Source organism: Pseudoalteromonas sp. MTN2-4 (assembly GCF_042848605.1).
Lineage (GTDB): Bacteria > Pseudomonadota > Gammaproteobacteria > Enterobacterales > Alteromonadaceae > Pseudoalteromonas.
This window is the reverse complement of record NZ_BTGK01000006.1, coordinates 31,464-44,015: the sequence shown is the minus strand read 5'-3', so window position 1 is coordinate 44,015 and position 12,552 is coordinate 31,464. Positions and strand designations below refer to the sequence as shown.

The following is a 12,552-nucleotide window of genomic DNA, read 5'->3' as shown; positions in this document are numbered from 1 at the left end:
AGCTGAATTAAGAATTGAAACTACCATTACTCTTTGCTCAAAAAAAGCAAGTAAAAGGTGGCGATAATAATAAAAGTTAAATACTCGGGCTTCAGGAAGCCTCGGTGAATTAGATGAATATATTGAAATATAAATATAGAATATATAACACAGTAACGCTTACTCCCCCCGCTTTTATAGAATGAGTACCCTAAAAAAAAAGAAATAATAGACACAAAAAACACACCGCTCATGCCAAAATCAATATATAAGCCACCTATAATACCAGGAGTTAGACCACCTGACCCCACTCTACCAACTAGATCCCCAAGTGATTGACCCGCCGCTTTATAGTCACCCGGTAAAACTGTAAAAATATCAGCAACAAAAAGTGGGATTAGCTCAACATTGGTAATTGAATTAACGATGATTGTATTCGTGATACCTACGGTTTCTCTAAAAGCAAAATAGAACGGCATGATCAAATAGAGCCAAATCGAATCAACACTGAAATACAAGTCAATAAGCTCCTGAGGAGAGGCATAAATTGACCCTCCTGTTCTCCTTAGGTAAAAACCAGATACTACAATGGTAAAAATAAATAACCCCAACCCAATAACATTTCGCTTTCTTAACTTTCTCTTAAAGTCATCTGTATGTAACTGTATTGAGCTTTTAAACCCTTCCTGCAACAAGATGAAAAGCAATAACTGTGACAATAAAAATGTAATTGCTGTTCCTCTTGCACCTATCAATATACAAGGACAGTAACAAAGCAAGTAAATTATTTTTTTGTTTTTAAATAATGGGTATTTTGAGTTTGACAATACTGTGATTACTAATGGAATAATCAAAATAGATCGAACCACATATCCTGCCCAAACTGGAACATTTAACCTTAGGCTCTGATTAAAGAAAACGTTCCCAATTTTGACATAAATAAAAATTAAAACTAAATATGCCAAAATGATATGTATCACAAGAAAGAAGTAACCGTAAACTGAAATATGTAGTTCGTGAGATAAACTATCAATTTTTTTCCTATGAAAAAAAACAAGAGGTAGCAATAAAGAGCTTAAATAAATAAAAATTATTTGGATACTTTCTAGGGAAACAGTCCCTCTAAGTGTTGAAATATTCAACAAACCTATGCCAAAATAAACAAAGCAAAATATTGAAAATACATTTGAGTTATGGTTACTACGGCTTAACAAAGTTATACAAAGTAGTAGGAAAAGTGCGTAAACCCCAGTGTAAGTCAATTCAAACAGAATGAATATTGAGAAAATAACAAATAATATTGGAATCTTAGCTATAGATAAGGAGTTCATAAGCGTTTAGAAACTTCTTTTGCTGGCACCCCAGCTAAAACGGTATATTGATTTGAATTTTTTGTTACAACAGCACCTGCAGCAACTACAGTACCTGTTGCCAAAGTCACCCCTGGTAATATTGTGGCATTAGCAGCTATCCACACATCATCTTCAATAATAACTTTTCCTTTATTATAACCCTGCTGATTAATTAAGGTATCTTTACTTTTATAAGTATGATTTTGAGAATAAATAGTAACTGAAGGACCAATTAATACATTATTCCCTATCTGAACTCCTCCTCCACAATTCAATACCCCCCCTCTATTAATTGAGGTATTTTCTCCAACTATTAACTTCGAAGGTGAATCAATCTGAACATTATCCCAAACTTTAGAATTCCTTCCTATTTTAGAAGGCAGCATCTTTCTGCGTATCGCTACACCAATATTTCCAGGTATCGCTTTCAAAAATGCAGAGTACCATAGTATGACTTCATATCTCATATTCAGCTACCTTTCTTGTTTGGAAATAAAAAATAAAAAACCGAAAAAGCCACACACCTGCCATAGAATAAAGTAAATACAAATAGCTAACTCCTAGCTTTATAACTAATGAAAAAAGCAAAAACACGATCAGTAGTGTTGAAATATTAACCAAAAGCATTTCTCTAAATGACGATTTCAAACCAAATAACGAAGAAACCAATGAGTAAGAGGACTTAAATACAACAATAATTAAGCAAGGTATTAAAAACTCAATCTCCACCGCAATCTCTATATGAGTCCTTAAAGAATAAATAATAAAAAACCATACTAGATATAGAGAAAAAGAAATCAAAGACACTTTAACTAGCTTCCGTTCGAACTCCTGCTTCTTATATTTAACTTTCAAAAATGCAACTTCTTTAAAGCCATAATATGATGATAAAATACTAAACGGCATAATAAGTAGTGTAATTAAATAAACATAGCCAGCAAAAGCATTTTTCGATAAATAACTCTCTACTACTAATCTATCTAAGTTATTTATTAACAAAAGTACAAAAAGTGAGAGTGAAAATCCGAGAAACAATTGCTTCCAATTTTTAGGCAGAGCTTCATCATTAATTATTAGCGAGTCTCTATTTACATATAACATGAAAAGTGAAAACAACATTACCAATGTAAGCAAAACATTGCTTACAAAATAGAATTCATACACTAACGAAAAAATCACTGCAATCAATAAGCCTGATTTCCACAAATTATTAATAATTTGCGCCAAAAAAAACTGATGTTGCACTCTAAAAAAGTTATATGTAAATATAAACAAAGCCGAGAATAAAGGTATAAATAAAAAATAAAAAGAATGGGCCTCTTCAAAAAAAGTCCCCCTCAAACAAAAAAAGCAAACAAAAACAAAAAGAATGCATGTTATGAGCATCAGTTTTATTACTTTGTAAGAAATATGATATTTACTGTTGTAAGCTTTCCCTAATCTTAAAAAAAGCTGCTCACTTCCCAAAAAACAAAAAGTGAAAGACATTGAAAATATTGTTGTTAGCAGATTATATTGATAAAAACTTTCATCATTAAGTATTTTCTTAGCTAATATACTAGATAAGAAAAAACAACCTGCAAAAAAAAACATAACTAAAAGGGATAAATTAGCTTTAATTAACCGAAACAAAGGCATTTTACCCCCTTAAAAACATCTGATAAGTGCAAAGCAGCACCTACCAGATACCTTTTGTATCTACAAGATATTTACTGTCAATAGTAGATAATTTAAATTCTTTATGATCAACTAATAGAACATGAATATCAGCTTTTACACCAGTATCAAAATCTACAAGCGTTAAGTCTTTTAATGAAATTGGTAATTCACTAACATTTGGTTCAACAGCTACAACTTTTCCTGAGTGCATATTAACTATGCTCTTAGTAATATTTAGTGCTGGACTTTCACGCAAATCATCAATATCCGGTTTAAACGATAAGCCGTAACAAGCAACCGTAACATCTTGTGCCGCTTTCGTAGGGTTTTCCAGTAGAAAATCAGAAATAGCTAATTTTACTTTATTAATAACCCATTCAGGCTTCGCATCATTTACTTTACGAGCCGTATGTATAATCTGTGCTTCTTCTGGAGTCTTGCTAACAATGAACCAAGGGTCAACAGCGATACAGTGTCCACCAACTCCAGGGCCTGGCTGCAAAATATTAATTCTAGGGTGACGGTTAGCTAATGATATTAACTCCCACACGTCAATATCTAACTTATCGCAAATAATTGAAAGCTCATTTGCGAATGCAATCTGAACATCTCGGCAAGAGTTTTCTGTTAACTTAGCCATTTCAGCGGTTCGTGCATTAGTAGTAACACACTCGCCTTCAACAAAATTTTTGTAAAGTTCAATCGCAGCTTCTGAGCATTTAGATGTCATGCCACCAATTACACGGTCATTTTCTACTAACTCACGAACAACATGACCTGGTAATACTCGCTCAGGACAATGCGCAATTCGGATATCTGAGTTTTCACCATGCATTTTCGGAAAGGTTAGGTCAGTACGTGCAGCAGCTAACCACTCAGCCATTTGCTCCGTAGCGCCAACTGGAGAAGTTGATTCTAAGATTACTAAATCGCCTTTCTTTAAAACTGGTGCAATAGCTTTACTTGCCGCCTCAATATAAGCCAAATCGGGTTCAGGAATTTCAGAATCATTATTTTTAAAAGGGGTAGGTACTGCGATAAGGAACGCATCTGCAGCTTCAGGAGTTGTTGTTGCTTTCAAATAACCTTCGGTTACTGCAGCGTGCACTATCATGTCAAGCTCTGGCTCAACTATATGAATTTCACCACGGTTTATTGTGTCGACTGCATTTTGATTTACATCTACACCAATTACTTTCTTTTTGCGTGAGGCAAACATTGCTGCTGTAGGTAGGCCTATATAACCAAGGCCAATTACTGAAATAGTTTCAAAAGACATGATAACCCTTTATAAATCTGTAAGCTGTAAGCTGTAAGCTGTAAGCTGTAAGCTGTAAGCTGTAAGCTGTAAGCAAAATTAAACTCTTAGTATGTTTTTTTAGTTAGCCAAAATATCACAAATTCGAGAGCACGCATTACCATCACCATAAGGGTTGTGCGCTCGGCTCATTTCAGCATAACTACTTTCACTTGTAAGTAGCTCTGTTAGTGACGAGGTAATTAAACCCACGTTTGTACCAACAAGTTTAACTGTACCGGCATCAACCGCTTCTGGTCGTTCGGTTGTATCACGCATCACCAATACAGGCTTACCAAGACTTGGGGCTTCTTCCTGAATACCACCCGAGTCGGTTAAAATGACATGCGCTTTGTTCATTAAGTATACAAAAGGTAAGTATTGCTGTGGCTCGATTAAGTGAACGTTGTCAACATCGGCAAGTATGCGATTTACAGGCTCTTGCACATTTGGGTTTAAATGAACTGGGTATAATATTTGCGTTTCAGGGTGCTTTTTAGCAGTTTGCGCTAGTGCTTCACAAATTCGTTCAAAACCTCCACCAAAGCTTTCACGTCGATGTCCTGTAACTAAGATAAGTTTTTTGGTTTCATCTAAAAATGGGAATTGTGCTGCCAGTGTAGAAGATAAATCAGTATTGTCTTCAATTTGTGATTTGACCATCAATAACGCATCAATCACCGTATTGCCGGTTACGAAAACATTTTCTTCGCTGTAGTTTTCAGTTAATAGATTCTGTTTTGATGTTTCTGTAGGTGCGAAATGGAACTTTGTTAAAGCACCTGTAAGTTTACGATTTGCTTCCTCTGGCCAAGGCGAGTAAATATTACCTGTTCGTAAACCGGCTTCAACATGACCTACCGCAATTTGCTCATAATAAGCGGCAAGGCTAGCTGCGAAAGTAGTGGCGGTGTCGCCATGTACCAAAACCACATCAGGTTTGAACTCTTTTAAGACAGGTGTTAGCTCTAATAAAATACGACTTGTAACTTCAGGTAAAGTTTGGCCTGCTTTCATTAAGTTTAGGTCGTAGTCAGGCGTAATTCTAAAAAGCTCTAAGACTTGATCTAACATTTCTCTGTGCTGAGCTGTTACGCAAACTTTCGCGTCGAAGCGCTCGTCGTTTGCTAGCGCGTGAACGAGTGGTGCCATTTTGATTGCTTCTGGCCTTGTGCCGAATACTGTAAGAACTTTCACAGGTGTTCCTTTATTTGTTTATGTTTTTACTCTTGAGACGAGTTCAAGAGGTTAGTTAAATTTTACTGTCGCGACATAACGTCGCTGCTACAGCTTAAATGCTGATTTGTATCTGATTCAATCTGTGGCTTTTAGATCCTGAAACAAGTTCAGGATGACAAACCTTTAAGCACTGAAATGTGTTCAGAGTGACCATTTTTATCTTTCGCGACTTAAAGTCTCTGCTGCCGAATATCATTTCAATTGTCGCCGTAAACGACGACCTACAATTGTTATTTATCAGACTTGTATTCGTAGTTGTAATAACCGTAGTAGCCGTACGCATTACTTGCTTTTTTGACTACGCCGTTGAATACCACGCCTTTTACATCAATGCCATTCTGCTCAAAGCGATTACGAGTTAGCTCTAACTCTTTAACATGGTTTTGGCCAAAGCGGGTTACAAGTAGTGTGCTACCTGCATGAGCACTCACAATTGCAGGGTCTGTTACTGCAAGAATTGGTGGTGTATCAATTATTACTAAGTCATATTTGGCACTTACCTCTTCAACTAGCTTTGAGAAGTTTTCGTGCATTAGCAGTTCTGAAGGGTTAGGTGGTATCTGGCCGCGAGTCATTACATCTAACCCTTCAACTTGGCTGTGTTTTGTTGCCTTCTCTAGGTCAATTCTGCCAGAAAGGTAGTCACTCAAGCCGTTATCCCATTGCATACCAAATTGCGTTTGTAAGTAACCTTTACGCATATCAGCGTCGATAATAAGCACTTTTTTATCGCTTTGTGCGAGTACAGTAGCTAAGTTTACTGATATGAAGGATTTACCTACGCCAGGGCTCGGGCCTGAGATTGCTATTACATTGTTTTTCGCTTCCATCATGGCAAAATGCAGGCTGGTACGTAAGCTTCTCAATGCCTCAATGGAGAGGTCTGCTGGGTTATCCATCGCAAGTATTGATTTTGCTTTGGCCGTTTTACCTTTGCGCGCTTTTGCGAAACCAGTTAGTTTAACCTGATATTCTGAATAAGGTACGCTTGCATAAACAGGTAAGCCTAAAGCTTCAATTTCACTCGGGTCTTCAATACCTTTATGCATTGCTTTTTGAACAAGCACAATTGCTACAGCCAACATGCCGCCCAACATCGTTGCCATAACAACGATTAAAGCTTTTTTAGGTTTAACTGGTTTAGAAGTGTTTACTTCAGCAAGGTCAATCACACGTACATTACCTACGGTGCCCGCACGAACAATGTCTAGTTCTTGTGTTTTTGCCAATAACAATGTGTAAATTTCGTTATTCACTTCAACATCACGCGTTAAGCGAAGTAGTTCTTGCTGTGTTTCTGGTAGCACCTTCACTTCTGCAGCTAAACGACGCTTTTGGTTCTCAACCGCTTGTATCTGCTCAACGGCTGCTTGATAGCTTGGGTGACTTTGTTTAAATTTACGCCCTAGCTCTAACTTTTTAAGTTCTAATTCTTGAAGTTGTGTTTCTAGTTTTACTAACTGTTTTAAAACACCTTCAGTTTCGAGGGTAATATCAACCGATTGCTGTTTTACTTGATAATCATTAAAGCGTTGCTCAGCTACTTCTAACTGCTTTTTAACTTGTGGCAGTTGATATTCTAAAAAGTCTAATGACTTTTGCGCTTCAGCGCTGTTGCGCTCAACATTGCGGCGCACATAAATGCCCGCCACTTTATTTAAAACAGTTTCAGCATATTCAGCGTTGGCATTTTGTAGGCTTAAATTAATAATCCCTGAGTCTTTACCTTTTTCACTTGCACCAATGGCAGTTTGCAGATCAAGAATGGTATTTAAGCGATCTCGCTTAGTTAAGGTAAACTCAGTATCTGGGCGAGCAACTAGCGTTTTCAATGTTAATGAAAAAGCACCGCTTGATACCTCCTCACCCACTTTGCCTTTTAATATGCTATCGCCATTACCTGTTAATAATTCAAATTGATTATTTGTTAAGGCAACCAAAGTAAAATCATCACCAATTGCATTTGGTGGCACTTCGAACTTAAAGATTTCAATTTTCTCACCGCCCCAAGCATAGCTTGACGCCCCAAAACTTGGCTCTGCTAAGTCGCCTTCTTGCATAGGTGTAAACTTGCGAAAGGCTCTACCACCAATAACAGGGAAAAGCTTTGGTTCTGCCACGATATCTAATTTTAAGCTATCTACAGCCTCACCAATGATGCTACGAGATTTTAATAGTTCGATTTCTGTCACGGCTGCCGAGGTGCTTTCAAACATGCCCCCTAGTTCATCAAAACCTGGTACTGAACCGCCTTTTTCTTCAACCTGTATCATGGCAGTCGCTTGATAAATCGGCGTACTAAATACCGCAACCGCAACACCAACAATCATAAAAAAGGCTGTAACTGCGATAATAAACCATTTACGGTCAAGTAAAGCGCCTAACAAGGCCATTAAATCGATTTCTTGCGCTTGTTCTGTGGGTTGCTTTTGTTGCGAGCCACTTAATAGGTTTGATTGAGCATTCATTGACTCTTTCATCCTTATAAATACTTCTGCCAAGCGCTACAAGCGCTATCGATTAATTCGTAAACATGTTCAAAAGCTTCACGGCTTTGTCGATACGGGTCTGGTACTTCTTTGTCGCCTAACCATTTACCAAGGAGAAATGTTTTACCGCGCGCTTGAGGGTAACGAGAACACAAGTCTTCGAGATGACGTTTCTCCATTACCAAGATCACGCTATTATGCGTCACAAGACTTGTGCTGATTTGCTGACCTTTATGCTCAGACATATCAACGCCATGTTGCAGCGCTAATTCTTGAGCAAAGCTATCAGCTGATTTGCCTTCAAGGGCTGTTAATCCGGCAGAGCTCACTTTTACGTTCTTGCCTGCCAGTTTACTTTTTAAAACATACTCAGCGGTAGGACTTCGGCAAATGTTACCTGCACATACCATTAAAACACTATCGAACATACTGGTTTGCCTACTTACTGGTTATCTATATCTTGTAATCTATCAACGGTTGTTAATGCTGGTAACAATAAGCTGATGACTTTGTTCCAACGTGCAAGCGGTGCACTAGTAACATAAACAATGTCTTGCGGATCTAACTCAAACTGCTCTGCTAGCACTAATGCAGCAACGTTTTTTGCATGCAATTGATACACATCAGCAATAACCCCGTCTCTTTCAAGGTCTCGTTTACGAAGTACAAAAATGCCGTTAGCATCTGCTGAACGCTCGTCAATACCGCCCACTTCACTAAGTGCTTCGGCTAAATTAAGGCCATAACGATTCACTTCAACTGTGCCGGCACGTTTAACATCACCTAGAACATACACGTTTCTTTGGTCGTTACGTGTTACATGTACAATGTCACCGTGCTGTAATAAACGGTTTTGTGAAATATCGCCTTTAGAATAAAAATCGTCTAAACGGATAACTTCTGTTTCATTGCCTCGCGTAAATGTCACTGTTTTCCAGTCAGCACGCTCATTTAAACCACCGGCTTGGTTTAGTGCATCAATCAAGGTTAATGGCGTTTCGGTCACAGGATAAACACCTGGCTTGTTCACTTCACCAGTAACATAGGCTTTTTGACTTCTGAAACCGACTACTTTTACGTCAATTTGCGGGTCTTCAATCACTCGACTTAAGCGCTTCACCAGCTCTTCGCGAACTTCTGCAACCGTTTTACCAACGGCTGGTACTTTAGGGGCATAAGCATATGTAATGGTACCGTCAGCTTGCACTCGGAAACCGTCGAACTCAGCGGTACGCTGCACTGCGGCAGGAATAGTCAGCTCTGGATGATCCCACACACCTATAGTGAGTACGTCACCCACCCCAAGTTTGTATTCGTAATTTGAAAGATCGAGTCCTGCAATATGATTGTTAGAATTAGATATGCCAACTTGAGTTGCAGTTTTTCTATTGAAGTCTTTTTGTTTGGAAATCAGAGCGGAGTCAATGAGTTGAATATTTACTTTTGCCAATTCCTTCTCAAGGCTCTCAGTTTGTTCACCTTGTTTTAGTCCTTCAAAATGACCGCCAGGTATAATTGTACAGCCACTCATTGCCAGAAAACATGCTGATGCAATGAAAGTTTTATAGCGTTGCGCCATTCGTTCTTCCTAAAATCGTTCTTGTTAGCCTTGTCTAAAGCCTTTATATATAGCTGAGTAATTAAACCACTTGTAGATTTTGTTAGCAAGTAATCGTCTTGTGAATTTTTTTAGTAGCCGTTACTTGAAGGGATGATATGAATACTATTTCTTTTAACCTGTGATTTTCAAAAGCTATAGTATTGGTTATGAAAAAAAAGCCACAAATATCGAATTGTGGCTTTTTTAATACTTTATAAAGTAATTTTAGCTTAAGAAGTTTTTATACCACGGCATTGCTGTGCTAATGCCTTCTAGTATACGGAATTTTGGATCGTAACCTAAGTTACGCTCTGCTTTGCTAATGTCAGCTTGAGAGTGTCGAACATCACCCGCCCTGAAGTCTCTATAAGTAGGGTTGCCTTCAGCACTCACTCCACACTCATTTAGCGCTGCTTGAATTGCTGAATACAAGTCATTTAATGTCGTTCTATCACCAACTGCAACATTGTAAACTTCATCTTTAGCTTCTTCTGGTGCTGTTGCGGCTAAAATATTCATCTGAACCGTGTTTTCAATAAAACAAAAATCTCTGCTTGTTTCACCGTCACCATTAATAAACACTTCTTCACCCTGTATCATCGCAGCTGTCCACTTAGGTATTACAGCTGCATACGCACCATTTGGATCTTGACGTTTACCAAATACATTAAAGTATCGAAGTCCAATTGATTTAAAACCATATGTACGGGCAAATACACTTGCATAAAGCTCATTAACATACTTAGTTACCGCATACGGCGATAGTGGATTACCAATATTTTCTTCTACTTTTGGTAAAGCTGGGTGATCGCCATACGTTGAACTACTTGCTGCATACGTGAAACTCTTTACCTTAGCTTCTTTCGCTGCTTGAAGCATATTTAAGAAACCCGTGATATTAGCTGCATTACTTGTAATAGGATCTGCAATCGAACGAGGTACCGAACCTAAAGCAGCTTGGTGAAGCACATAATCAACGCCTTCAACCGCCTTACCACAAGTCTCATAATCTCTTATGTCACCTTCAATAAAGCTAAAATTTTGCCACTGTTCTTCATTAACTAAGCTTTTTACTTCATCTAGGTTGTGCTTGTGTCCTGTTGCAAAGTTATCAAGACCAACCACTGTTTGATTTAATTTTAATAGTGTTTCTAATAAATTTGAGCCAATAAAACCAGCTACACCCGTCACCAACCAAGTTTTTGGTTGTGCTAATAATTCATTTTTAATTTCGTCAAAGCGAGTCATTTTTCGACCTGTATTTTTGATTTAAAGAAAAGTATTTTCATAGAGCAAACAAAAAAGAACGTGACATATGTCACGTTCTTCCTACTGTTTGTACTAAAGGCGCATATCTACTGATGCTTTATCTAGCACATATTTTAGATCGTATAGAACATGTTCTGACTTTCCGAACTTACGGATCTCTTCAGCACCTAATTCTTTAAATTCATTGTGTCCTACTGCTAAAAGAATAGCATCGTAATGATTTTCTTTAGCTTCTGCTGCTAACTCAATATTATACTCATGCTTCGCTTCTTCAGCTGAACACCAAGGGTCTACAACATCAACGTTTACATTGTATTCTTTTAACTCTTCAACAATATCAATCACTCGAGTATTGCGTAAATCAGGGCAGTTTTCTTTGAATGTAAAGCCCATAACAAGCACATTCGCGCCTTTTACATGAAGACGCTTCTGAAGCATTTTCTTAACAAGTTGAGAAACAACATACTCACCCATTCCATCATTAAGACGACGGCCAGCCAAGATCATTTCTGGGTGATAACCGACAGTCTCTGCTTTGTGTGTCAGGTAATAAGGGTCTACACCAATGCAGTGACCGCCAACTAGACCTGGACGGAAAGGTAAGAAGTTCCACTTTGTTCCAGCCGCTTCTAATACTTCAAGCGTATCAATATTTAATTTGTTAAAAATAATTGAAAGCTCGTTAATAAGCGCAATATTTACATCTCTCTGTGTATTCTCGATAACTTTTGCAGCTTCAGCCACCTTAATACTTGATGCTTTATGCGTACCCGCAGTGATAATTGATTTATATAAACCATCAACAATATCTGCAATTTCTGGAGTAGAGCCTGAAGTTACTTTTAAAATATTTGTAACACGGTGCTCTTTATCACCCGGATTAATACGCTCTGGAGAGTAGCCCGCATAAAAATCTTTATTAAACTCAAGGCCTGACACACGCTCAACAACCGGGATACAATCTTCTTCTGTAGCACCTGGATAAACCGTTGACTCATATATAATGATGTCACCTTTGCTAACCACACCACCAAGCATTTCACTTGCTTTAATAAGTGGGGTTAAGTCTGGTTGATTGTGCTCATCAATTGGTGTAGGTACAGTTACAATGTAAGTATTACATGCTTTTAGGTCATCAGCGCTGCAAGAATAGTTTAGCTTCGGAGAGTCTTTTAATTCTTCATCACTCACTTCAAGGGTAGAGTCGTGTCCATTCAATAATTCTGTAATTCGGGACTGGTTGATATCGAAACCCAAAGTATCGTATTTTTTACCAAATTCAACAGCTAATGGTAAACCAACATAGCCCAAACCAATTACAGCGATTTTCTTTCCGCTTAATAAATCTTGCATTTAATTTCTACCTAAAACTAAGTTTTACTCTGATTACTAAATTACTAAAAATAGAGACAAATATTTTCTAATCGTACATATCGAAAAATTTGCCAAGCACTATCAATACAACGCATCTAAACCTGGACAGCATTAATTTCTGATAACTCAGAATGCTGCTAATCGCTTCATTTAAGTTGACGCTTAGTTTGTATACCAAGTGATAATGTTGAACCGCTTTTAAAAAGCCATAATCTAACTATTCTATCTTTAAAAGCAAAGCCAAAAAAGTTACTTTTTGTAAATTAAAAAGTTAAGCTGATTATTAATTTTTAA

The 12,552-nt window shown here is 37.6% G+C and carries 10 protein-coding genes; all 10 read right to left on the bottom strand.

Translation table 11 applies throughout. The features are described from left to right. Window positions 1-26 precede the first annotated feature (26 nt). Window positions 27-1,121 carry an oligosaccharide repeat unit polymerase gene (locus ACGHEH_RS14625; protein ID WP_390446581.1) on the bottom strand — a complete coding sequence of 365 codons (1,095 nt, stop codon included), beginning with the start codon at window positions 1,119-1,121 and terminating at the stop codon, window positions 27-29. Window positions 1,122-1,306: 185 nt separating this feature from the next. Beyond that, window positions 1,307-1,798 carry an acyltransferase gene (locus ACGHEH_RS14620; RefSeq protein ID WP_390446579.1) on the bottom strand — a complete coding sequence of 164 codons (492 nt, stop codon included), beginning with the start codon at window positions 1,796-1,798 and terminating at the stop codon, window positions 1,307-1,309. Then, on the bottom strand, window positions 1,788-2,969 hold the full coding sequence (locus tag ACGHEH_RS14615) for a hypothetical protein (protein WP_390446577.1): 1,182 nt from the start codon (window positions 2,967-2,969) through the stop codon (window positions 1,788-1,790). Before ACGHEH_RS14615 ends, ACGHEH_RS14620 begins: the two co-directional genes overlap by 11 nt. Before the next feature lie 40 nt (window positions 2,970-3,009). Continuing rightward, window positions 3,010-4,269: a UDP-N-acetyl-D-mannosamine dehydrogenase gene (gene wecC, locus ACGHEH_RS14610; protein ID WP_390446575.1), complete on the bottom strand. Its 1,260-nt coding sequence runs from the start codon at window positions 4,267-4,269 to the stop codon at window positions 3,010-3,012. Window positions 4,270-4,368: 99 nt separating this feature from the next. Further along, a complete protein-coding gene (wecB, locus tag ACGHEH_RS14605; protein ID WP_390446573.1) occupies window positions 4,369-5,484 on the bottom strand; it encodes a non-hydrolyzing UDP-N-acetylglucosamine 2-epimerase in 1,116 nt (371 codons plus the stop codon). A gap of 272 nt (window positions 5,485-5,756) precedes the next feature. Beyond that, on the bottom strand, window positions 5,757-7,994 hold the full coding sequence (locus tag ACGHEH_RS14600; protein WP_390446571.1) for a polysaccharide biosynthesis tyrosine autokinase: 2,238 nt from the start codon (window positions 7,992-7,994) through the stop codon (window positions 5,757-5,759). 14 nt (window positions 7,995-8,008) lie between these two features. Then, entirely contained in the window at window positions 8,009-8,443 is a 435-nt protein-coding gene (locus tag ACGHEH_RS14595; RefSeq protein WP_390446569.1) for a low molecular weight protein-tyrosine-phosphatase, read from the bottom strand. 14 nt (window positions 8,444-8,457) lie between these two features. Further along, window positions 8,458-9,594 (bottom strand): polysaccharide export protein, encoded by a 1,137-nt coding sequence (locus ACGHEH_RS14590; RefSeq protein WP_390446567.1) that lies wholly within the window; start codon window positions 9,592-9,594, stop codon window positions 8,458-8,460. A gap of 246 nt (window positions 9,595-9,840) precedes the next feature. Continuing rightward, window positions 9,841-10,863, bottom strand: coding sequence for an NAD-dependent epimerase/dehydratase family protein (locus tag ACGHEH_RS14585; RefSeq protein WP_390446565.1), 1,023 nt, complete (start codon window positions 10,861-10,863; stop codon window positions 9,841-9,843). A gap of 93 nt (window positions 10,864-10,956) precedes the next feature. Beyond that, a complete protein-coding gene (gene tviB, locus ACGHEH_RS14580; RefSeq protein WP_390446563.1) occupies window positions 10,957-12,237 on the bottom strand; it encodes a Vi polysaccharide biosynthesis UDP-N-acetylglucosamine C-6 dehydrogenase TviB in 1,281 nt (426 codons plus the stop codon). Between the last annotated feature and the right edge of the window lie 315 nt (window positions 12,238-12,552).

What these genes read in the sequence shown, in the direction of transcription:
- ACGHEH_RS14620 (WP_390446579.1), bottom strand. Translation starts at nt 1,798, where the DNA reads ATGAGATATGAAGTCATACTATGGTACTCTGCATTTTTGAAAGCGATA.
- ACGHEH_RS14615 (WP_390446577.1), bottom strand. Translation starts at nt 2,969, where the DNA reads ATGCCTTTGTTTCGGTTAATTAAAGCTAATTTATCCCTTTTAGTTATG.
- wecC (WP_390446575.1), bottom strand. Translation starts at nt 4,269, where the DNA reads ATGTCTTTTGAAACTATTTCAGTAATTGGCCTTGGTTATATAGGCCTA.
- ACGHEH_RS14600 (WP_390446571.1), bottom strand. Translation starts at nt 7,994, where the DNA reads ATGAATGCTCAATCAAACCTATTAAGTGGCTCGCAACAAAAGCAACCC.
- ACGHEH_RS14595 (WP_390446569.1), bottom strand. Translation starts at nt 8,443, where the DNA reads ATGTTCGATAGTGTTTTAATGGTATGTGCAGGTAACATTTGCCGAAGT.
- ACGHEH_RS14590 (WP_390446567.1), bottom strand. Translation starts at nt 9,594, where the DNA reads ATGGCGCAACGCTATAAAACTTTCATTGCATCAGCATGTTTTCTGGCA.
- ACGHEH_RS14585 (WP_390446565.1), bottom strand. Translation starts at nt 10,863, where the DNA reads ATGACTCGCTTTGACGAAATTAAAAATGAATTATTAGCACAACCAAAA.
- tviB (WP_390446563.1), bottom strand. Translation starts at nt 12,237, where the DNA reads ATGCAAGATTTATTAAGCGGAAAGAAAATCGCTGTAATTGGTTTGGGC.